The 22,837-nt window shown below is 41.9% G+C and carries 24 protein-coding genes; 17 read left to right on the top strand and 7 right to left on the bottom strand.

Annotated features, from left to right (window positions below):
* Window positions 1-2 precede the first annotated feature (2 nt).
* From E2K93_RS12350 to E2K93_RS17705, 10 genes are all read left to right on the top strand, one after another.
* Window positions 3-1,208 (top strand): NADH:ubiquinone reductase (Na(+)-transporting) subunit B, encoded by a 1,206-nt coding sequence (locus E2K93_RS12350; protein ID WP_135439393.1) that lies wholly within the window; start codon window positions 3-5, stop codon window positions 1,206-1,208.
* Complete coding sequence (locus E2K93_RS12355; protein WP_135439394.1) at window positions 1,201-1,971, top strand: Na(+)-translocating NADH-quinone reductase subunit C; 771 nt, start codon at window positions 1,201-1,203, stop codon at window positions 1,969-1,971. The genes E2K93_RS12350 and E2K93_RS12355 overlap by 8 nt, the downstream gene beginning before the upstream one ends.
* Entirely contained in the window at window positions 1,971-2,597 is a 627-nt protein-coding gene (locus tag E2K93_RS12360) for an NADH:ubiquinone reductase (Na(+)-transporting) subunit D (RefSeq protein ID WP_135439395.1), read from the top strand. The genes E2K93_RS12355 and E2K93_RS12360 overlap by 1 nt, the downstream gene beginning before the upstream one ends.
* A 4-nt stretch (window positions 2,598-2,601) precedes the next feature.
* The gene (nqrE, locus tag E2K93_RS12365) at window positions 2,602-3,225 is read left to right on the top strand and encodes an NADH:ubiquinone reductase (Na(+)-transporting) subunit E (protein ID WP_135439396.1); all 624 of its coding nucleotides are present in this window, start codon (window positions 2,602-2,604) and stop codon (window positions 3,223-3,225) included.
* A 58-nt stretch (window positions 3,226-3,283) separates the two neighbouring features.
* Entirely contained in the window at window positions 3,284-4,510 is a 1,227-nt protein-coding gene (nqrF, locus tag E2K93_RS12370; protein WP_135439397.1) for an NADH:ubiquinone reductase (Na(+)-transporting) subunit F, read from the top strand.
* A 170-nt stretch (window positions 4,511-4,680) separates the two neighbouring features.
* Window positions 4,681-5,739 carry an FAD:protein FMN transferase gene (locus E2K93_RS12375; RefSeq protein WP_135439398.1) on the top strand — a complete coding sequence of 353 codons (1,059 nt, stop codon included), beginning with the start codon at window positions 4,681-4,683 and terminating at the stop codon, window positions 5,737-5,739.
* Between the two features lie 34 nt (window positions 5,740-5,773).
* On the top strand, window positions 5,774-5,995 hold the full coding sequence (gene nqrM / locus E2K93_RS12380; RefSeq protein ID WP_135440495.1) for a (Na+)-NQR maturation NqrM: 222 nt from the start codon (window positions 5,774-5,776) through the stop codon (window positions 5,993-5,995).
* Between the two features lie 188 nt (window positions 5,996-6,183).
* Window positions 6,184-7,044, top strand: coding sequence for a hypothetical protein (locus E2K93_RS12385; protein ID WP_135439399.1), 861 nt, complete (start codon window positions 6,184-6,186; stop codon window positions 7,042-7,044).
* A gap of 130 nt (window positions 7,045-7,174) precedes the next feature.
* Window positions 7,175-7,462 (top strand): CDGSH iron-sulfur domain-containing protein, encoded by a 288-nt coding sequence (locus E2K93_RS12390; RefSeq protein ID WP_135439400.1) that lies wholly within the window; start codon window positions 7,175-7,177, stop codon window positions 7,460-7,462.
* Window positions 7,443-7,616: a hypothetical protein gene (locus E2K93_RS17705; RefSeq protein WP_189637768.1), complete on the top strand. Its 174-nt coding sequence runs from the start codon at window positions 7,443-7,445 to the stop codon at window positions 7,614-7,616. The genes E2K93_RS12390 and E2K93_RS17705 overlap by 20 nt, the downstream gene beginning before the upstream one ends.
* A 151-nt stretch (window positions 7,617-7,767) precedes the next feature.
* Here E2K93_RS17705 and E2K93_RS12395 read toward each other — a convergent pair whose 3' ends face one another.
* The 4 genes from E2K93_RS12395 to E2K93_RS12410 form a co-directional block, all read right to left on the bottom strand.
* Window positions 7,768-9,366: an AbgT family transporter gene (locus E2K93_RS12395; RefSeq protein WP_135439401.1), complete on the bottom strand. Its 1,599-nt coding sequence runs from the start codon at window positions 9,364-9,366 to the stop codon at window positions 7,768-7,770.
* Window positions 9,367-9,710: 344 nt separating this feature from the next.
* The gene (locus E2K93_RS12400; RefSeq protein ID WP_135439402.1) at window positions 9,711-9,974 is read right to left on the bottom strand and encodes a hypothetical protein; all 264 of its coding nucleotides are present in this window, start codon (window positions 9,972-9,974) and stop codon (window positions 9,711-9,713) included.
* Window positions 9,975-10,090: 116 nt separating this feature from the next.
* Entirely contained in the window at window positions 10,091-10,648 is a 558-nt protein-coding gene (locus E2K93_RS12405; RefSeq protein WP_135439403.1) for a DUF4136 domain-containing protein, read from the bottom strand.
* A 126-nt stretch (window positions 10,649-10,774) separates the two neighbouring features.
* Complete coding sequence (locus tag E2K93_RS12410; RefSeq protein WP_135439404.1) at window positions 10,775-12,229, bottom strand: metal-dependent hydrolase family protein; 1,455 nt, start codon at window positions 12,227-12,229, stop codon at window positions 10,775-10,777.
* Between the two features lie 214 nt (window positions 12,230-12,443).
* Between E2K93_RS12410 and E2K93_RS12415 the strand changes: the two genes are divergently transcribed.
* Window positions 12,444-13,178 (top strand): Crp/Fnr family transcriptional regulator, encoded by a 735-nt coding sequence (locus E2K93_RS12415; protein ID WP_135439405.1) that lies wholly within the window; start codon window positions 12,444-12,446, stop codon window positions 13,176-13,178.
* Here the strand turns inward: E2K93_RS12415 and E2K93_RS12420 are convergent.
* Entirely contained in the window at window positions 13,175-13,954 is a 780-nt protein-coding gene (locus E2K93_RS12420) for a MaoC/PaaZ C-terminal domain-containing protein (protein ID WP_135439406.1), read from the bottom strand. The two genes, E2K93_RS12415 and E2K93_RS12420, sit on opposite strands and share 4 nt — an antisense overlap.
* 496 nt (window positions 13,955-14,450) lie before the next feature.
* Here E2K93_RS12420 and E2K93_RS12425 point away from each other — a divergent pair, with 496 nt between their 5' ends.
* From E2K93_RS12425 to E2K93_RS12450, 6 genes are all read left to right on the top strand, one after another.
* On the top strand, window positions 14,451-14,774 hold the full coding sequence (locus E2K93_RS12425; RefSeq protein ID WP_135439407.1) for a hypothetical protein: 324 nt from the start codon (window positions 14,451-14,453) through the stop codon (window positions 14,772-14,774).
* Window positions 14,767-15,711, top strand: coding sequence for a hypothetical protein (locus E2K93_RS12430; RefSeq protein ID WP_135439408.1), 945 nt, complete (start codon window positions 14,767-14,769; stop codon window positions 15,709-15,711). The genes E2K93_RS12425 and E2K93_RS12430 overlap by 8 nt, the downstream gene beginning before the upstream one ends.
* Before the next feature lie 221 nt (window positions 15,712-15,932).
* Window positions 15,933-17,261, top strand: coding sequence for a hypothetical protein (locus E2K93_RS12435; RefSeq protein ID WP_135439409.1), 1,329 nt, complete (start codon window positions 15,933-15,935; stop codon window positions 17,259-17,261).
* A complete protein-coding gene (locus tag E2K93_RS12440; protein ID WP_135439410.1) occupies window positions 17,261-17,962 on the top strand; it encodes a hypothetical protein in 702 nt (233 codons plus the stop codon). Before E2K93_RS12435 ends, E2K93_RS12440 begins: the two co-directional genes overlap by 1 nt.
* Window positions 17,963-18,075: 113 nt before the next feature.
* Window positions 18,076-18,276, top strand: coding sequence for a hypothetical protein (locus E2K93_RS12445; RefSeq protein WP_135439411.1), 201 nt, complete (start codon window positions 18,076-18,078; stop codon window positions 18,274-18,276).
* Complete coding sequence (locus E2K93_RS12450; RefSeq protein WP_135439412.1) at window positions 18,239-20,077, top strand: hypothetical protein; 1,839 nt, start codon at window positions 18,239-18,241, stop codon at window positions 20,075-20,077. Before E2K93_RS12445 ends, E2K93_RS12450 begins: the two co-directional genes overlap by 38 nt.
* 223 nt (window positions 20,078-20,300) lie before the next feature.
* Here the strand turns inward: E2K93_RS12450 and E2K93_RS12455 are convergent, their stop codons facing one another.
* Window positions 20,301-21,434, bottom strand: a complete 1,134-nt coding sequence (locus E2K93_RS12455; protein WP_135439413.1) for a HEPN domain-containing protein — start codon at window positions 21,432-21,434, stop codon at window positions 20,301-20,303.
* A complete protein-coding gene (locus E2K93_RS12460; protein WP_135439414.1) occupies window positions 21,418-22,608 on the bottom strand; it encodes a DUF262 domain-containing protein in 1,191 nt (396 codons plus the stop codon). Before E2K93_RS12460 ends, E2K93_RS12455 begins: the two co-directional genes overlap by 17 nt.
* Window positions 22,609-22,837 lie beyond the last annotated feature (229 nt).

Raw genomic sequence — 22,837 nt, forward strand, 5'->3', positions numbered from 1 at the left:
TCATGGGCTTGAAAAAGTTTATTGAAGACATTGAGCCGCATTTTGAGAAAGGCGGCAAGCACGAGAAATGGTTCGCGTTATACGAAGCCGTTGCTACGGGCTTATTTACCCCAGGTTATGTAACCAAGGGTAAAACTCACATTCGTGACAGTATCGACTTGAAACGTATCATGATCACTGTATGGCTAGCGGTTTTCCCTGCCATGTTCTTTGGTATGTTCAATATCGGTCATCAAGCTGTTGATGCATTAGCGGCAGGTTATGCACTACCTGATAGCTGGCAAGTAAGCTTATTTAGCTTATTTGGTGGTGAGCTAACGGCTCAATCCGGCTGGATTGCGAAAATGGCCTATGGTGCCTTTTTCTTCCTACCTATCTACATAACAGTGTTTATTGTAGGTGGTTTTTGGGAAGTACTATTCGCAGCTGTTCGTAAGCATGAAGTTAACGAAGGTTTCTTTGTAACCTCAATCTTATTTGCATTGATTTTACCGGCAACCATTCCTTTATGGCAGGCTGCGCTAGGTATTACCTTTGGTGTTGTAATCGCCAAAGAGATCTTTGGTGGTACAGGTAAAAACTTCCTTAACCCGGCATTAGCAGGTCGTGCATTCCTATTCTTTGCATACCCAGCTGAAATCTCAGGCGACACCGTTTGGGTTGCTATTGATGGTTTCTCTGGTGCAACAGCACTAGGTGCAGCGGCGACTGGCGCTCTAGAATACGCACCAATCTTCTCGCAAGCTTGGTTAGACGCATTTTACGGTTTCATCCCAGGTTCTGTAGGTGAAGTATCGACGTTAGCGATTTTCCTTGGCGGCGCGTACATCCTCTATAAAGGAATCGCTTCATGGCGTATCGTTTTGAGTGTGTTCGGCGGTATGGTTGCAACAGCATTCTTGTTCAATGCGATTGGTTCTGACACCAACACTATGTTTGCTATGCCTTGGTACTGGCACTTAGTATTAGGTGGTTTTGCCTTTGGTATGATGTTTATGGCAACAGACCCTGTAACGATGTCATTCACCAACACCGGTAAATACTTCTTTGGTGCCTTAGTTGGTGTCATGGTTGTTCTGGTTCGTGTTGTGAACCCAGCGTTCCCTGAAGGCATGATGTTGGCAATTCTTTTCGCTAACTTGTTTGCCCCACTATTCGACTACTTCGTCGTTCAGTCAAACATCAAACGGAGACTTGCACGTGTCTAGTAAAAAAGAAACTTTTGGCAAAACCGTTGGTTTTGTTGTAGCAGTATGTTTGGTTTGTGCGGCGCTAGTATCAGTTTCTGCTGTTCAGCTTAAGCCTTTACAAACGGCAAACAAGCTACTTGATAAGCAAACGAAAATTCTTGAAGCTGCTGGCCTATTAGATATGGCTGGTAACAACATTGTTGCTACCTACAATCAATTTGTTGAAGCAAAAATGATTGACGTAGCAACCGGTGAAGTCATTGACGGCAACCCAGACATGTTTGACGAGCGTCGTGATGCTCGTGATGCAAACAAATCGTCTAAGCCTGTAAATGATATCGCTGGCATCAACCGTCGTGCAAATACGCAAGTTGTTTACTTCGTAAAGAACGGCGCAGGTACTATTGAAACAGTTATTCTGCCAATCGTAGGTTCAGGTCTTTGGGACTTAATGTACGGTTTTGTCGGTCTTGAATCAGATTTAAACACAGTTAAGTCTGTTGTTTACTCAGATCATAAAGAAACTCCGGGCTTAGGTGCGGAAGTTATGAACCCTAAGTGGAAAGCTTTATGGCCTGGTAAGAAAATGTTCAACGACAATGGTGACATTGCGATTCGCATGGTTAAAGGCGGTGCTAAAGCAGATGACGTTCACGGTGTTGATGGTCTATCTGGTGCAACGTTAACAAGTGTTGGTGTTGAGAAAACAATCCACTTTTGGTTAGGTGAAGAGGGCTATGGTCCGTTCATCGCTAAAACTCGCGAAAAGGGGCTTAACTAATGAGTGAAGTATCTTCAAAAGATGTATTAACGAAACCAATCGTTGATAACAACCCGATCGCATTGCAAGTATTGGGTATTTGTTCAGCGCTAGCTGTAACCAGCTCAATGGCTAACGCATTGGTTATGACTATTGCGGTAATCTTGGTAACAGCGTTTTCTAACCTGTTTATCTCTATTATACGTAATCATATTCCATCTAGTGTTCGTATTATCGTACAGATGGCAATCATTGCATCACTTGTAATCGTTGTTGACCAAGTGCTTAAAGCATTCTCTTACCAGCTTTCAAAAGAGCTATCGGTATTCGTTGGTCTAATCATTACTAACTGTATCGTAATGGGTCGTGCTGAAGCATTCGCGATGAAAGAGAAGCCAGTAGTGAGCTTTATGGATGGTATCGGTAACGGTTTAGGTTACGGTCTTATCCTTATGCTAGTTGCATTCTTCCGTGAACTTCTAGGTTTCGGCACGCTATTTGGTATTGAGATTTTACCTCTAATTCAAAATGGCGGCTGGTATCAAGCTAATGGTCTTCTTGTATTACCATTTAGCTCATTCTTCATCATTGGTTTGATTATCTGGGCAATTCGCCAGTTCAAGCCAGAGCAAGTTGAGAAGGACTAAGCACATGGAACATTACATTAGCTTATTTGTAAAAACGATTTTTATCGAAAACATTGCCCTAAGTTTCTTCTTAGGTATGTGTACATTCTTAGCGGTATCTAAGAAAGTCAGCACGGCGATGGGTCTTGGTGTAGCGGTAATTGTAGTACTAGGTATTGCGGTTCCTGTTAACCAAATCATTTACCAAGCAATCTTAGCGCCTGGTGCACTTGACGGCATGTTAGGTATCACAGACCCGACTGAGACTGTCGATTTATCATTCTTGTCGTTCATTACCTTTATCGGTGTTATCGCGGCGTTAGTACAAATCCTTGAGATGGTACTAGATAAATTTTTCCCAGCTTTGTATCAAGCATTAGGTATCTTCTTACCACTTATCACAGTTAACTGTGCAATATTTGGTGCGGTATCTTTCATGGTAGCTAAAAACCTTACGTTAGGTGAGTCAGTTGTTTATGGTCTTGGTTCAGGTTGTGGTTGGGCGTTGGCGATTGTTTTACTTGCGGGTTTACGCGAGAAAATGAAGTATTCTGACGTACCAGCAGGTTTGAAAGGTTTAGGTATTACGTTTATCACCACTGGTTTGATGGCTTTTGGCTTCTTATCATTTGGTGGTATCTCGTTATAAGGTTAATGCGCTCTGGGAGTGAAAACTCCCAGGCATCAAGTATTAAAGGAAAACAACTATGCAAGAGATTATTCTAGGCGTAGGCATGTTCACCGCAATCGTTGTTGCTTTGGTATTGGTAATCTTATTTGCCAAGTCAAAACTAGTAGCGGAAGGCGATGTTACAATTGCAATTAACGGCGACCCTGAAAAAGCAGTAACAACTGCTGCGGGTGGCAAGCTCCTTGGCGCATTAGCTGACCAAGGTATTTTCATACCATCTGCCTGTGGTGGCGGTGGTACGTGTGGCCAATGTCGTGTACACGTTCATTCAGGTGGTGGTGATATTCTTCCTACTGAAATGGGTCACATTACTAAACGTGAAGCCAAAGAAGGTTGTCGTTTATCATGTCAGGTTGCTGTTAAGCAAGACATGGATATTGAAGTAGAAGATGAAATCTTCGGTGTTCAACAATGGGAATGTGAAGTTATCTCTAACGATAACAAAGCTACCTTCATTAAAGAGCTTAAACTTGGTATCCCTGATGGCGAGTCAGTACCTTTCCGCGCTGGTGGTTACATTCAAATCGAAGCACCTGCACATCACGTTAAATACTCTGATTTTGATATTGAAGAGCAATACCGTGGCGATTGGGAACACTTTGGTTTCTTCGACGTAGAGTCAAAAGTTGATGAGCCAACATTACGTGCTTACTCAATGGCTAACTACCCGGAAGAAGAAGGCATTATCATGCTTAACGTGCGTATCGCTACGCCGCCTCCTGGTCGTTTACACTTACCTGCAGGTAAAATGTCATCGTTCATCTTTAACCTTAAGCCAGGCGATAAAGTAACGATTTCAGGTCCATTTGGTGAGTTCTTCGCCAAAGACACTGATGCTGAAATGGTATTTATCGGCGGTGGTGCAGGTATGGCGCCAATGCGTTCTCATATCTTTGACCAACTTAAACGTCTTAAGTCTAAGCGTAAGATGAGCTTCTGGTACGGTGCACGTTCATTGCGTGAGATGTTCTATGAAGATGATTACAACATGCTTGCGGATGAAAATGATAACTTCGATTGGCACGTGGCTCTATCTGACCCACAACCAGAAGATAACTGGGATGGCCTAACTGGTTTTATTCACAACGTTCTGTTTGAACAATACCTGAAAGACCACGAAGCACCAGAAGATTGTGAGTTCTACATGTGTGGTCCTCCAATGATGAACGCTGCTGTTATCGGTATGCTAAAAGATTTGGGTGTTGAAGACGAAAACATCATGCTAGATGACTTCGGTGGTTAATCGAAACATCTGCTAATTAAAGGGCGCCTAATTGGCGCTCTTTTTGTTTCTACCAGCTTATTGCAAAGCAGCAAAGCAGTGAATTAACGGGTAACTGAGCTAGTTTCAAGTGATCTGACCCTTTGAAGTCTGTATAATGCGGGCAGTTTTTAATCAGGATAAACCTTCAGATGAGAAAAACAGTAAAGTATTTTGTTATATCTGTTATGTCGTTAGCCGTTATTGCTTGCGGTGAAGCCGATAAACAAGCGGCACAAACGCTTCAGGCAACACAAGGTGTTGAAGAGCTCGTGTTAACCGGGCGTACAATGGGGCCCATTGTTTACACCGTAAAAGTTGTTGGTGAAAAACAGCGCGTTGAGCAACAAATGCTGGCTGAAAATGTTGATAAATTACTGAAGAAAATTAACGCACAAATGTCGACTTACGATGCCGAATCGGAATTGTCTAAATTCAATCGATATCAAGGCATGGAGAGTCGCAACATTTCCGCTGAGCTAGATCGCGTGCTGACCGAATCTATACGTCTGGCCAAGATAACGGATGGCGCATTTGATGTTACCGTCGGCCCGCTGGTTAATTTATGGAGCTTTGGTCCAGAAAAGCGTCCTGAGTCTGTTCCTGCGAAAGAGCTTATTGCCAGTACCAAACAGCATATTGGTATAAACAAGATCTCTCTTGAAGGCGGTAAGCTTGCCAAGAATGATGTCAAAGTCTATGTCGACCTTTCGGCAATCGCGAAAGGTTTTGCGGTTGATATGGTCGCAGACTATTTGGAACAACAAGGTTATAACGACTATATTGTCGATATAGGGGGCGAAATGCGCCTTAAAGGCAATAAGCTATCCGGTAAGGATTGGCGAATTGCCGTAGAGAAGCCAATTTCTGGGACACGAGCCGTACAAAAGGTTATAATTCCCGGCGATAATGCGGTAGCGACATCAGGTGATTATCGCAATTATTTTGAAGAAGACGGTGTACGTTATTCTCATACCATAGATCCTGACACAGGCTGGCCTATTGATCACAAACTGGTCTCGGTTACAGTCTTGCATCCATCAGCGATGACCGCCGATGGCTTAGCGACAGCGATTGAGGTCATGGGCCCAGACAAGGGCCTAGCGTTTGCCGAGCAACAAAATGTTGCGGTGTATTTGATCAGTAAGTCGGACGATGGCTTTACTGAACAAATGACAGAACAGTTTAAGCAGTATTTAGCCGAGAAATAAGCTCGCTCTTGGTTAAAGTAAAGAGAGAAAAGTGATGACATTATTTTTATTAACTTTTGGTTTTTTTGTGGTTATCGCCGCGGCTATGGCGGTTGGTTATATTGTTCAACAAAAAACCTTGGCGGGTAGCTGTGGTGGTTTAGCTACGGTTGGTATCGACAAAGAGTGTAATTGCGACAATCCATGCGAAAAGCGTCAAGAGCGCGAGCGTAAAGCGGCACTTAAAGAAAATGCTATTGATGTAAAAAACATCTAATTATTCGTTAATGAGAAAGCCCAGATAAACATGTTTATCTGGGCTTTTTTTATGTCCAAACAAAGCTTCACCGCCAATTTGATATTGCTGAGCTAATCACGATATGATTATCGAAATCATCCTCAAGGATTGAAACAGGTAATAACGCCTCCGCGATTACCAACATCGGATAATAATAAGGAATAACGATGATTAGAACGAGCGTCATTGCCGCCGCGTTAACATTGGTTTCAGGTTGCGCCAATGTCATAGATATCACCATCCCTTTAACTGCAGAAATGCAAAATCAATCTCAGCTGTATCATTTTAAGACCCCGACATGGCGAGTTCCTGACTCTGTTTACAATACTCAGTTGAGTGATATATACGCAATAAGTAACGCGCAAGTGAGCAGCCGAGAGCACAAAGATGGGGAAAGTAAGATAACGCCCCTTCATGAAGATATTGATGAGGCACAAGTAAACCTCGTGCTGTCAATGCTTAACGGCGATAGTGCTTACTTTATTAAAAAGCAACAGGTTATGACTGAGCAAACATTTTCCTTTGCGTTGAGTAAATTTCAGCAAGCGCAAATTGATGTAACTTGCGATATATTATCAAAAGACGTAAATGCGCAACATCTCGATAAAAATGGTGATGCTCTTGATAGGGAAACCACAAGTGAACAACGTTTATCAACCACTCTATCTTGTTTGATTAATCAACAAGACAAGCAATGGCAACTAACATTAAACCATGGTGCCAAACAAGAGTTGCAGGTCGCCTTAAAAAGTGAGCAACAAGCGTTCAATGTAAGCGGTGTCGATGAGCGAATCGCCTTGGTACAAGGGCAACAGGGTATCGAGAAGCATTCCTTTCCTGATTTTGTGCAACCCTACGCCGGCTTAAATGTTTTTAAAGACCAGCAACAATTGGCAAGTATATCTTTGGTCGGTGACCCCAAAATTTGGTTAAAAGACGATTTAACGGAAGACGCAAAACAGGTGTTGCTAGCCGCGAGTTACGGTCTGACTATGTATACTTGGCTAGATACTGAATGGGATCGCTGATCATAGCGCTTATTATTAACTTCTTTAGGTGTTAAATAGGGTGAACACGCAGTTGCCCCGTTAATTTGTCTAAAGTGTTATTGCCCACCTATAGTTAAGTGAATCCAAGTAACTTAACTCTGGGGGGCAAATGTCCAAGCCCGTTATCGCCGACAATAAACCAATCAAAGTAGAGCTTGAAAAAGATAGCGATTATTTCTTCTGCACTTGTGGTCGTTCTAAATCGCAACCGTTTTGTGATGGCTCGCATGCCGGTACGTCGTTTAAGCCTCAGCGTTATACTGCTGAGCAAGATGGTGACCAATACTTTTGCCAATGCAAACACAGCTTGAACCCGCCATTTTGTGATGGCTCACATAAGCAATTCAATGCCAGTGATAAAGGTAAAGAAGGTCCTGATGTTGTCGCAGTCGATTGATGAAGTCAAAGCCTCGGTCTCTTTGATGCAGGTAATGGCACAAGCTTGTGGGCACAACGCATTGTCAAAATTTAACCGCGATGATTTAGCCACGTGGCATCATGACATGGCAAAGTTAAGCGGTATTCGTTATAGCGGGTTTTGCGCCAATTAATGTAAACACTACTAAGCACTACTAAGCACTACTAGACTTTAGTACGTGGCGTTAGTACGTGCCATTGAACGCGATAAAGTGAGAGTCAGAGGCAATAAAAAAGGCTTAACCACTGCACTAGTGGTTAAGCCTTTTTCGAGAGTCATTGGTTTTAGCCGATTGGGTAGAAGGTCGGTGAACCAGGCCCCACAGGCATGCCGAATAAGAACACCCATAAATAGAACAGGGTAGACCAACCAATCACAAAAAATATTGTGTAAGGCAGCATGGTGGCAATTAACGTACCTATGCCCAAGTCTTTCTTGTAACGCACCGCAACCGCCAATATTAAGCCAAAATAACTCATCATTGGGGTAATCAGGTTTGTTACCGAGTCACCAATACGGTACGCGGTTTGAATGACTTCTGGTGAGTAACCTACCAACATCAACATGGGTACAAAAATCGGCGCGGTTACGGCCCATTGTGCCGAGGCACTTCCCAACATTAAGTTGATAAAACCACACATTAAAATAAAGATGATAAACAGCTCAGGACCCGCTAAGCCCATGGCTTGAATCAGTTGCGAGCCTTTGATGGCAAGGATGGTACCTAAGTTTGACCATTTGAATAGGGCAACAAATTGTGCGGCAAAAAATACCAATACAATATACATACCCATGGTGCCCATATTGTCACTCATGGCTTTAATGACATCGCGGTCAGTACGCATCGTGCCAGCATAACGGCCGTAGACATAACCTGGGATTGCGAATGTGACAAAGATAAAGGCAACGATACCTTTTAAAAACGGCGAGTTCTTCACTTCTCCGGTTTCAGGATGACGTAAAATGCCCCATTCTGGAACGATGGTCAACGCTAGCACACCACATAGCACAGCAAAGGCAATACCAGCCATTTTCAGCGCTTTTTTCTCTTTCGCGGTAACTTCTGTAATCTTTTGAGCGTTAAGGTCTATAGATGCTTCTTGCTCGTTGTATTTGCCAAGGCGAGGTTCAACGATTTTCTCGGTAACATAGGTACCAACACCAGAGATAAGAAATACTGAGACAAACATAAAGTAGTAGTTTGCTTCTGGACCGACATTGTAACCTGGCTCAATAAGTTGCGCTGCCGCGGTGGTGATACCAGCGAGTAACGGATCCACGGTTCCTAGTAATAAGTTGGCGCTGTATCCGCCAGATACGCCGGCAAACGCTGCTGCAAGGCCTGCTAATGGGTGGCGACCTAACGAGTGGAAGATCATCGCCGCAAGTGGAATTAAAACCACATAACCAAGTTCGGATGCGGTGTTAGAAATGATACCGGCAAAGACGATAGTGAATGTCACCATCTTCTTTGATGAGCCCATCACAAGTGTGCGCATTGCGGTTTCAAGTAGTCCTGACTTTTCGGCAATAGCGACACCTAATAAGGCGACCAAAACGGTTCCTAATGGCGCAAATCCGGTAAAGTTGGTGACCAAGTTTGCGACAATCATCTGCAAACCGTCGCCACTGAATAAATTAACAACACTGATCACGCCATCTGCTGCGCGACCCGCGGTGCCTTCAGGGCGGGGATCAATAACACTTAAATCGAATAAACTGGCAACACCACTGATAACAATGATAAATACACAAAATAACGCGAATAGGGTGATAGGGTGCGGTAAACAGTTACCAAGCCATTCCACGCCCGCTAAAAAGCGATTAAAGGCGGAGGAGTGCTTTGGTGGCTCCTTTTGTTCTTGCACTAAATCGTTCGACATCTTACTTCCTAACTTCTGGGTTTATTTCTACTGCAGAGCCAATGATGAAGAATTATTGTTGTTAGTTCAAAATTAACCGTCAAGGCTGTTTAGATCTGCAGACGCACGCTCAAGACTAACAACTCTATTGGCTTTAAAGCAAAATTTCGAGTGAATATACATAATCTGACAAATAAGTACAACTCGTTAAACTTTAGAGGTCTCTGTCGGGAACAGCTTTTAAATGTCGATAAGTTAGGTGAATAGGTGGGTATATGTCGCTAAAATCCAAGGTGAGTGGGTTTGCTCGGTTGGCAGCCCTAAATAGGCTGGAATATGCAACATTATCTTTACAGATGGTGTGGCTAAATGTCGAACTTTTTACGTTTTTGCAGGTGTTTTTGCAAACCAATGCCTGCTTCTATGTTACGTAATGCTCTTAATCCGTGACCAATACCCAATAACAGCGCACTAACAATCACCAAGGTATTGGCTTCACCTAATGCGGCACAAATTAGAGTTGCGATTATGCTTGTCATAAATACCGAGGCAAGGACAATACTTGCTCGTTGCCACAACTCATAAAGCTGCTTTAAAGGGGATGTGTTGTTTACATCGGTTTGGGCCAAAATACGCTCCACGTATGCTTTTCTGTCGAAGCATAATGATAGAGCATATCAGGCCGGTTATTTATATTAGTTGGTTATATGTATTTACCAACCGATTTAGATAATCTTTGCTTGCCTTATTTTGGTGGGTACTGACTCAGAATTTTACTGACCACGCTATTCACTTCCACTTGACGTTGTTCCGGTGTCATATCAGGTTCGGCGGTGAACCCATCAAAGCCGCGCCAAATCATTTTGCCTTGATGATAAAAGTCGATAGTAATTTGCGTGTAGACATCATAACCACGATCGATTGGAATGGTGGTGCCGACGCCAACACCGGTGGACGAATTGCCGCCGTAATTGGTGCCGCCAAAGCCAATGCTAAACGATGACTTATTCTCTTTTTGCTCTTCGGTGGTGTAAAAACTGACTTGCAGATCGGCAGCATCATCGGTGGCATTTAACGATTTTTTACTCAGCTCGCTACTGATCGCTTGTTCAATGCGATCTTTACTTAAATCATCAAGTTCAGCAGCTTGTTCTTCTTTGGAGTCTACGAATTGATAAAAACTAAACTGACTGAAATTCGTCTCGGTATCGTAATCAACGTTCGATGGTGTTGATTTACAACCGGTTAATAGCATCAAACCCACCAGCAGTGGACCCCAAAAATGTACAAAAACAGCTTTCATAACAGCACCTTATTATTTATCTTCAACATTAGGTATAGATAAATTATAGATGTCTTGCCATTTATAGATAAAAAAACAGCGGCTAATGCCGCTGTTTTTTTAAGGGAGTTATCCAGATTTATCAATTTACTTTAGTTCGTCTCTGTAGATAACACCGTCCTTCATAACAATGTGAAGTGTGTCGATTTTCTTGTATTCAGGATCCGCGTCGAACCATTTGTCGTTACCACCAATAACACTTAAGTCTTTCAGTGGGTTACCGTCGACAAGAATAAGGTCAGCGGCAGCGCCTACTTCAACCACACCGAGTTTACCTGATGCAGCGTATGGGTTACGTGGACCTGATAAAGCCATTAATTCACCAGCGGTTGAGGTCATTTGCTTCAATACTTCGAAGTTATCGCCGAACGCTTCACCACGCCACCAGATTTCGTAACGACGCGCACGTTCCGCGTCAGCAAAGGTACCAACGTAGTCCGATGCGAAGACAACTTTTACGTTGTTAGCAAGTAGTTGCTTACCGTAGTTACCGTATTTTTCACGAAGTACCTTGATTAGCGGCAGTTTGTCTTTTGGCATTAGCGGGTTTTTCGCTAGATCCGGTGACAGACCCCACATTTGCGGTACCACATAGACACCTTCTTTAGAGATACGCTTCATGGTCTCTTCGTTCATGAAAAAGCCATGTTCGAATGATTTCACACCACAATCCATTAGACGGTTCATCGCACGGTCGTTAAATACATGGGCGCCGACGTAGGTATTCCAGTCTTTGGTGGTTTCAACGATGGCACAGGTTTCTTCTTTAGAAAACTGTACTGTATCGATTGGGTCATACTTTGATGAGCCACCGCCACCTGCCATGATCTTAATTTGTGTCGCACCGTTACGTAAGTTGGTGCGCGTTGCTTTTAATACTTCTGCTTGGCCATCAGCTACCGCACCAATACCAAAGTGTTCGAAGTTTGATGCATCGTGTGCACTGGTCGGTGAGAAGCCGGCATCACCGCGGTCACGAAAATCACCGTGGCCAGAGGTTTGCGAAATAAAAGTGCCTGAAGGGAAAATCTTAGGGCCGATGATATGACCAGAGTTGATGTTACGCATCAGTCCGAATGCTGGGCCACCCATGTCACGCACTGTGGTGAAGCCATCCATAAGAAAACGTTCAGCGACAATCGACGCACGATAAGACATATCGGTTAAGTCCATATCACTTTCAACGTTACCAAAGTTGTTGTTGATCATGATGTGCGCATGACCATCAATAAGGCCTGGCATTAAGGTTTTACCTTGACCATCGATGATACGAGCATCGCCATTAACGGTGATATCGTCATCACTGATTTTGGTAATGGTGGTACCTTCAACTAAAACGTTAAGACCTTTGTAAAGCTTATTGTCAGTACCATTAAATACGTTAACGTTTTTAAATAAGGTGGTACTTGCTTCAACTTTAAAGTTTTGATCTACAGCAGGAGCACTGCCGCCAGCTGCGATTGCTGTAGGCACGATTGCTGCGGTTGATAAACATGCCGCAGAAACAAATGCTGCAACTTTAGTAAGGTTCTTCAATGTCATGATTAGCTCCTAAATTAAGCTTAAAAACTTAGACGGAACAAAGTGTTTAATTTGCGCCGTGTTTTGATGGAGCTATTATTGAAGAATATGAAGGCGAGTTTTGTCCTCTACAGGACACTTGTAAATGTTAATATGATGTTAGCTGTAATGGCTTGTGATCTTCTGTTAATACGGGTGTGATAGTATCACATTAACTTTTGAGGGGAGGTAACCATTGCCATTAACTAAGTTAAAAATTGTCGAATTAGAACAAAAAATAGACTGGCCTTGTCAGTTATCTGAACAATTCAAGCGTGCATTCTTGTCGGCGGGCAGTATTCAGTCATTAAAGGCAGGCTATTATTTTCTCTCTACAGAAGACACCAAAGACGGCCTAAACTACCTTTTTACGGGCAGTTTAATTTTATCCATTCGTACCTCTGATTTTGATCATTTTACTTATAAGTTGTTAGGTAAAGACGACTTCCTCTATTACGGACAATTTTTTGATTATCGTTTGCAAGAGTCTATTGCCGCCGAAGTATTGCAAGATTGCCAGATGTTAAAACTATCGGAGCAACACCTTATACGACTGAGTGAGCAACAACCGGAATTTTATAAATTCATGTTCTCATTGCTGAAGATGCGTACCTTACCATTACTGCAAAAAGGCTTACTTAATCAAAAGTTCTCAGTGGCGATAAAAGTCGCATACACCTTATTGGATTTAGCCAGTAAACAAACCACACCGGCTGGCACTATGATCATGCTTGAGATCACCCAACAACAATTAGCAAACCTATCTGATGTTACTCGGCAACGAGTAAATGCGGTTTTAAAGGATTTTGAAAAACAACAGTATATTGAATTGGTGCGAGGTAAGATTTACATCAAAAACATTGCTGCGATTAATCAATTGTTGGTCAATGAAAACCTCACTTTCTATAAACCTAAGTTGGACGACGCCTAGCTGCTGCTAAACAGCTTTAGGTTTAAGTGCAAATCATCACAGCCAGAGAATACCTGATATTGCTCATCAACTTTGGCAAAGCCAATATCGGTAGGTAATAAGCATGGCTTCTTAAATTCAAATTTAACCCGATTGTTATCAACATCATGGTTAATAAGCAATAAATGCGCAAAATACATACCGTGCATAATGGTCCCTGGCAGACCAAATAGCTTCGCCAAATGTTTACTGATGTGGATCGGGTTATAGTCGTAACTTATCTTGGCGTAACTACGTGCTAAGTCAGCGTTTATATGCATACTCGTTGGCTCGTTAAAACTTTGCATGTTTTTACTGGCCGCTTTGTTATCCATGGTTTTGAGCTTTTTCAGCATGCTGTTGGTATTGATCACGCATAGCTGCTCGTCTTGATAAAACTTAGATTCTACCTGTATTAACTTGCCCAAAGGATGTCGACGGTTTTGCTTCACTTTGATGTCTACTTTAAATGGGCGTCGATAATCTATGGGCTTGGATTGGCGAAAATCTGCGGTTAGGTGAATAAGCCCTATCGGTGAGAAGGCAAAATGTTTGTGACCGAGTGCCTTCATCATCGGCTTAAAGCCCGCGATAAAGGCATAACTTACAGGCAAGGTTTGTTGCTCTTCGAGGCTGTAAAAGCGGCGAAACGCGCTTAAATGTTTGTCTTTTATGCCGTTAACGTCATAGTCGACAGTGAATTCATTAAAGAATACTTTGCGACGTCGTTTTGTTAACAGTTTTAGATAATGGTACATACCCAGCCTTTAATAACGCAGTTAGTAATTGTTTTTATTGGAAAATTAAGTCAAACAATAGATTTTGTCGTTATTGTAAGTGATAGATAAATAATAGTCACAGATTTATCATTACTAAAGTTACTTGCCATGTCATTTGTCTGTCAGTATGATTACACTGTTTATACATACAGTTAGTGGTGCCGAGTTAACATCTTATGCGCAAGATAATTGTTATCGTTATAGGTTGTATAACTTCCATTGGCTCAAGCTATTCAGAGCCACATCGACTGACATCGATCCACTTAGCGCGCTAGCGCCACCAACATCGGCAATTTTATTCTCATATCTGGCAGTCAAAAATGTAATATGTGCATTGTTTACCCGTTGCATTTTCAATTTTCTGGCCCACTCACACTCTCAATTCTTTTATTAAATATACCTAATAGATACCCGTAAGGTACTGGATTTTTAACTGGTACATATACCACATATACCCTCTATTAGGAGAAACAAAATGAGACAGATGAGATTTAACACCGTAGCCACCGCTGTGGCGGTGACAATGCTAGTGCACCGCCTATCTTTCGATGAATTTGCCGAAGTCATTAACACTTCATCGAAGAAAGACAATATCAATCTACTATTTAGTTCCAGCGGCTACGTATGTCAGCGCATGCCAAATGGACTCACTTCTGAGATTTACAGACCGTCTGCTGCCTTTATGCTTCAGGTGAGAAAAGCATACGAAGAGAGCAACTGCGTCGGCCTATTGACGTATAAACGCGTTATGACAGATTTAACGGCTGATACCACCAAGCAGGAGCAGGGCAATGACTAAATTAAATTTAGACCCACTCTCAAGCCAAACTGACCTGTACGGAGACCCTATTCCGAGTGCCGAGGCCATCTTTAACTCATTTGCCGTTAATAGTGATGAGCTAAACTATCTCAACGTCGGTTGCTTGTATCTGCATTACGATTCAGTTTTTGACGAATATTACTTAGGTGCCAACAATGCAGTCTCAAACCCTGAACGAGCAACGGATGTTGAAGCTAAAGGACGTACTGACGCTTACTACGATCCTAGACGTAAATGGGCTGTGGTAGGCGTGATCAAAGGTCTCAATCACTATGAGACACCTGACGATCCAGTGACGGTTTATCATTTAGAGCACCAGTGCCATAAGTTAATGCGTCGCTACGGGCATAAGCTGATTAATAGAGTTCCAGTGAATGGCTCTACCCAAGCCAAAGCGCCTTGGAACCATGGTATGTGTAAGCAACGTCACCAACTGATGCAATATTATTTAGCTCCAACGTTGTGGAATATTTACAATGAGACGGAAATCAGACATGGACGCCATGAAGAAATATCAGACGGTTCTAATCCAAATAATTTAAAGCGTGTAAATACTATGGCCAACGATGAGTCATCATCTTGTCATCAACTGAACTGGGTAACCAACTGGTTTCTATCCGCAATGGGTGAACCTGGCAAAGTTAGCTCTAACGGTAACGGTCTCAGCTCTTGGTTCAACCGCCATACCGATTCCACACCTTGGTTCACCGACGTTCTAATGTCAAATCATAGCGCAACGGATTGGGCCAAGAAGTTGGATTACAGGTTACCGTCACCAGATGAGGTTCAACTACTCGTTGAGTTTTTCAATCTGTACGTTGCGATAGGCGATGGCGACTTTGAATATCTAGCCGAGCCAATGATCAAGCTACGTCACAATCCACCGACGAACCAGTTAATGGAATTCCTAGGTTAACCTCTGATACACAGAAAAACGTACTTATATAACCATATCTAAGCCATTTCTATTAAACCTGATACTCGTCAGGAACCAGCAATAGCATCCACAAGCACATCATTAAATAAATTTTACTTGAACCAGTTATAGCACCGCCTAGGCAGTTGGGATTAGTGCGCCCAAAAATTTCGAGACGGCTCTAGGCACTTTAATTCACAAATTCAACAGGAGACAACATCATGTCCCAAATAAAACCTCAACTCCAGCTTCCAGTCAGTTGGGATGAATTACCGTACCCAAGTGGAACTCCCTATGACAGATTCATTGATAATCTAGGAGACTATGGCATATCCGCAGCTGATGGAGATTTGCTTGCAGTCGCTCAACGCTCTGGCTATGTAGATTATAGAGATTACTTGCCGATCTATTTTCACAACGGCACTAGTTATGAGTTTGAAGGCTTGCTCGACTACAGCGCCGAAGGCTACGACGGATCGCCATCGCACATTGACATATCAGGTAATTACATTGCTGTTTCAATGCATACCGCCACCGAATCGACGTACGAGGATGGTGTGGTTCTAGTATATCGTCGAGTATCAGCAGCAAACTATATGCTCGAAGCAAAATTACATAATAGACACCCAGCTGGAACTACGTATCCATATCACTTCGGTGATTTGGTTGTAATTATCGGCGATAGCCTTTTTATCACTTATGACCCGTATAATAACGACACCGACCAGTTGATTTATCACTATGAACGAGACGGAGCAGGCGTATGGAATAGAGCTAACGACTTAACTGTATCAAATATCCACGGCAACGATGGATTTGCTACCAAGCTTATGAAATCTCCAAAAGGCGAATTACTGTTCACTGCCGACGTTGACGGTAGCACTGCCGATACATTGTTTGTTTTTGCCAACGACGGAGCAGGTACATGGTCTCAAAAGCAAAAAATAGACATTAATTTTAGTAGCGTTAGCCAGTGTATTTTCGACGATGCTACAGATTCATTCGTTATCCTGTCCTCAGACGATTTGGAAGAGTGGTCCTTTAACGGTGCTGAATATGAACTGACGCGAGTTAACTCTAACGCGCTAGACCCATACTCTGTTACATCGTCTAATACTCAATGGCACTCTGCTTATCATAACGGATATATTTTTGTTAGAACTACTGTTGCCACAACCGACACGGCAAACTCAATTCTAGTATTAGGCCGTAACCTCGATACGGGTGACTTTGAGGCTGTTGGTGAGATATATAACCCACGTGGATATGTATCACCGACTCAGTTTGGGTATCTGTTATCTACTCCGCATGAGCTTTTAGCTTTTGACGCTTACGACGACACATATAGTACGTCGCAAACGGGTCTAATCAGAAGTCTGAAGCCTGACGCTGGTGGTGCCTTTGCAAATCTAACGTACAAAGTTAATGACGTCACATATGCAATTCCTACTGATATTCAAACATATCAATCAGGTGCTTTAATTCCTGCGCAAAAGGCATTTGTCAAAGACGCTAATGGTACTTACATCAACATTTGGGAGCGTAGCTAATGATTAACCGCAATATCCAACGTTCAACTAAAAAGGTAGCACTTGACTACGTGGCCATGATTTCCAAGTTTGAGCAATCAATTCCGCAGACGTTTGAAGCGTTAGAGTCAGCAAAAATTATGTTTTATCCTAATTGCTATTCTAGCGTTCAATCGATCTCTGACGGCTTAGCCGAATTAAGAAATACTTGGATTGCTGAAAGATTCTCTAACCCTGATATTCCTGATGCAGATGAAATTGAAACGCTAATAAACGTGCTCATCACTCAAGCTAACACTTTAATCCAATTTAGCTTGGTCGATGATACTTTACTGCCGACACTTTGTATTCAACCAGTCGAAAGCAGAGGTACTGACAACTCAATTTCTGCCGACGGTGGAGTCGTAGTACTCAGCAATGGTGTCGAAGCTTCAAGTATATCACTCGTCACTGGTTTTATTGGTGGTGCAGTACCCGACGTCGGGCGAATGGCTGATGGTGATATAGCTTCCGTTATTGACGCACCAGTTGGTTCCATTCGTACATTACCAGAGCATCATTACTCAGTTGGTCTAGATGTGCCTGATGCAGTCATTTCTCAAGTCGTAGTATCAGGTCTAGATCGAGCTTTTAAAGTTACATCGCCTGAGTACGTCGTGAGCAGTACAGACCCAGTAGATTCAGACGGCAAGCCAGCTGGCACAATTGTTTTCGTGACGTAGCTGAACCCTGATTAGCTACAACTAACTACAACTTTAACTTACCTACCTTGACCTTGTGCAGAATTTACCTGTACGAGGTTTTGTTGTTCAAAAATCAAACAGGAGACATACCTATGTCAGGCAAAGATAAAAGACCAAAAGTATCACTTCAACCAGCTCAAGCGACATCGATAGGCAACGCGTTGCCAGAATTAGCAGATATGACTCTGTCGCAAATTCAGTACCACATTAATCAATATTTCCTCGACACGGTTACAGCCGATAAGGACTCATTAAATGAATTTATCAAACGCACCAAAGCCACAGCAAAGTAAGAGAGGCAACCAAGCCCGGCATAAAACTTATGATATTCGCTCATCAATGCTCGGTTCAGTTGAACTTCCAGATGGATTAAGTGCAGTAAATTGGCTTGGACTTATGGAATTAATTCAGCACGTCGGTACAGGTCAACGTCACAACGAAGATAAATCATATGCTGCAATCAATGGCACAACTATGAGGCAGATTTTTGGCAATGCCAAGAATGGTGGCTTAGTGCTTTCGGATGATGTCATACGTCAAACTTTCAGTATATTCGAACCCAGCAAAACCCATGGTTGGTGTGCTGGCATAAAGTACAAACCTGATTCTCAGCTTGAAGCAGTAATGTCAGATTTGAATGGGCAGTATCATCCAAAGTTAGAGCAAAGAGTAAGATTGACAGCTGAGCAGATATATGAAGTTCAGGTTAATGGTGGCCATACCGTTGCCCTGATTGGGCTTAAAGAGGTCAATCAATATCTAAGTTCACGGTTAGGCGCTGACGCACCAAGTAAGAAACAACTTAGAGATTGGAACCAAAAATGTCACTTTGGAACATCTATACCTAGTAATAATATTCCTACTATACCTGCTGTTAGTGGAGCTTCAGGCGAGCCATCAGCTGAAAAATGTCACTTTGGAACATCTATACCTAGTAATAATATTCCTACTATACCTGCTGTTAGTGGCTCCGAACTACTTCCGCCTCTACCAAAGCGCAAACTAGCGGCCAAAGGCCATACCGTTTCAATAATCAAACTAAACCCATTGTTTCAAATATCAGGAGAGCCTATGTTTACTTCAAATGCTAACTTCAAGCCAGACCGTTCAACGTACAGCCCAGCAGTCAATAAACTTGCCAAATACAACGACGAAACGGTTACATGCACAATTGATTTTGACATAGAACATCTGAAACGTTACCGAGACATATTCATTGAGACAATCACGTCAAACGGAGAAACCAATAACATTCTATTGGAACAATATGACTATTATTGCCGAATCCTAGCTGAAAACAATGGCTCATACACTTGGACATATTGGCGACACCAATTTGGCCGATTAAACCTCTTAGGTAATGATTTCAACCTGCACACTATTAAACGTGAACTACGCAAAGCTCTACTGTCAGGTCACTATAGTTACGATTTAAGTACTGCTCACCCAAGGTTTTTAGTGGCTATAGCTAAGTCCATGGGCATGCGTTTACCCCATTGGGAGCAACTTATTCAAAACAAACATGGTGTTCGACGTCATATTGCTAATACTGCCAAAATAACAATGAACGAGGCTAAGTCGCTAGTAACGTCAATAATCTATGGCAAGGGACTGAATAAAGGCCCAGCAGCAAAAGCTGTTTCATTTGATTCTGAGCACGAATATATTGAAACTATGCCAATTTACTCGATTAGACCGATCGACGAAATAATGGAATCACTAGATGCAAAAACAACGTCATTCCTACAAGGGTTAAAAACTGAGATTGATATATTCACGCCAATGTTGGAAATATGGTGGAGTAATCATAACTTTCATAGTCTGGAATACCCAGAATCTATATCAGATGACGATCAATTACCAGAATTCAGACGAGCCGAACGATTACGGTCAAGACGTGCATTTATCCTAACTCAACTCGAAGCAGACGTAATCACAATTATACGTGAGATGGGAATAGAGCTAGCCGCAATTATCCACGATGGGTTTACTGTTACAGCTAAACCGATATCAGATAATGTTCTGTACGAGATTGAAAGTAAATTTGATGCTAGATATGGGCTTGAGTATGCGACCGTAATCCATAAAGAATAAAATGTTTTCAAAGTGGAGCATCATTGCCGAACGGCTTGCCGAGTCTAACTGCGGTTGAACGGAGCTATTGAGAATGAATCTGCTGATTAGGTAATATTCTCAGTTAGTATTAGATGGAGTTAGGGTATCTATTATTAATTAAGACTATTTTTAATTAGCTAGTTCAACCATGGGCGGTTTAGTTCCAGTCAAAAGCAGGGTTGAACTAGGCATCAAATATCAATTACCGTATTACAGATATTTCACGACGAGTCATAGAGCTGGTCACATCAAAATTTACTTTGATGCCAATATCTAATTCACTTGGGAATTGAACCTCATCAACTGGATTTCTATCAAGCATCAACGAATCAATGTATCCACTAATTAATGAGGTTTGGTTTTTTGCAAAAATCTCATCACCAGCCTTAATTGTAAATCGCTCTTCCGTTCCATCTAATGCACGCCCTAAAAAGCCAAAGCAGTTATGCTCAGCAAAGGCGTGCTTAGGCTTTCCCAAAGTATTTCGATCCTTACAGTTAAAAACTATTTCATCAAACGTACGATGCAATATTTCGGCTATAGCAAGACCAAAAGACTTTAGGAACTCAGCCCGTTCAATAATGAGTTCAGTGCTATCATAAGGACCTTCAAAAGCACCATGAGCAATTTCATTTCTCAATTGAGCAAGGTCTCGCAATTCAGATTCGAGCCAACCTTTATGAACTGTATTATCTTCAGTTGGTTCTTGTTGCTGCCTTAAAGCAAGTTGATCTGTAACGCTTTCAAAACCAATGACTCTATCTGTGATTTTCTCGATACCGACTTGGGCAAAGAAGTTCTGAATAGAGTCATAGTTGAAGTTGGTATGGGCAGAGAATGCTTTACTATTGAGAGTGTAACTTTCTTCTTCTTCTTGCAAGAATGAATAAAGACCTGCAATAACCTCTTTCTCGCAATCGAGTTTATCGGCCCCTTCTTTCAACTTATACCTAGCAACTCTCTGAAGATAGCTCATTGATAGTTCTAGATGCCGCCCTCGGATAGCAGGTGGCAAAGCTGATTTTGGTATATTAGCTTCATTTATTTTCGTTATGAATTCTTCTGCTAGTTTTTCTAGATAACTTTCAAGATATCCATATAATGAAATGATCGAGTTAGTAAATGTTGACTCTTTTGATGATGTATTTGAAGGCTTCACAACGTTTTCAAATTGAGCCAGAATCATATCATTTAGCGGATTATCAGCATCAGACTCCTTTACTATCTGAAGAAAAAACGATTTCTTTTGTTTCTCATAATTAAGATGTAGTATCAGCTCATCTATGTTGCCAGAAAACTCACCACTGCATGTGAACATATTAGATAAACCTTGCAATGAAATTAGCTAATAGTTCTTCACGCTCTTTAAGTGCTGCCTCGTTAACATTACGACCACCAAAGGCATCATAATTTGTCTGGTAAAACTCTTCTAGTGCTGCTTGGATATCGGTTTTAGCGGCGATAAGGTTTACTCTATTATCAAGGTTTTGGCTTAGAACTAACATCATAGGGTCATAGATTGCAACAGTCGCTCGTTCATACCAAGCCCATTTCCCCTGGCGTTCTCTATACATATAAAATGCCTGTTCACCAAACAACTCATATGCAAGGTCAATAGTTTGATTAAACAAATCAGCCAAAGCATTTCTGACTTCGTCTTCGAAATAATTACCTTGCTCAAGGTAACGATCTAAATAACTTTCAAGTGAACCTGAATGCAATTCATGTTTTTGACGATAAGCAAAAAAACGTAAAACCAATTCAACATCGTACATAGTTTTAAATAGCTTGTTGGCCGCTCGCTCTGTATGTATACCGTTAGCTCCATCAATATGAGGTGGTATTCCCCAAGTTTTGCTCAACGACTCGTTTTCAGAAAGTTTAATGCATAGCTTATTTAACTTGCCGTCAAAGTTCGCATTGCGCTTCTCTTGAGGTTCTAATTTTTCTCCACCACTATTAATTCGATCAAAGACCATCTGTTTTAGTTGGTCAGCTTGTACTTCAGTTTTAGCTGTTTCTTTCAAAAGAATGATTGCTGAAATATATCGACGGTCGATACCCTTTTGAACTTTCTCTGGTAATTCATGGTAACGTTTCGTGTTTAGTTCAGGCCATTTAGTTAACCCTTCAAGAGCAAATTCATTTTCATAGAAAGATGAAATAGCTGTTAGCCGTTGAAGCCCGTCCATAACTTCATAACACGAATAGTCATACTCATATAGAAAAATTGGTGGTAATGGGACGTTCATTATTAGCGACTCAATCAATGCTGACCGTTTTTCATTAGACCAACGATGACGCCTCTGGTATTCAGGGTTCATCTTATACTCTTCAGTGTTTTTCACCATTGAAGCTATCGCATTCAATGGGTATCGTGCTTGCTCAGTAACTATGCGGATTTCACCGTCAAGATACTTCTTATTGATTTCGTCATCACTCATAGTGACTTCAGGAATCTTTCCATCACCAAGCTCTAGCTTTTCGCCTTGTACTAAATTTATGTTCATAACTAGCCTTAACTGGGTAACTTCCAGTCTGAATTGTTCGTAAATTGATTAAATCTTACCACCTATTCTATGATAGGTATTTGATATATCCTAGTAAAAAATAAAGGCCGTTATAACCAAGCTGTGTAAAAATAGCGGCCTTTATGATAAATTACTCTAAATAACGGCCTTTATTTTAAGATAACGGCCTTTATCTTTGCCGGGTTCTCAGTTACGATTTGTGTACATC

Source organism: Thalassotalea sp. HSM 43 (assembly GCF_004752005.1).
GTDB lineage: Bacteria > Pseudomonadota > Gammaproteobacteria > Enterobacterales > Alteromonadaceae > Thalassotalea_A.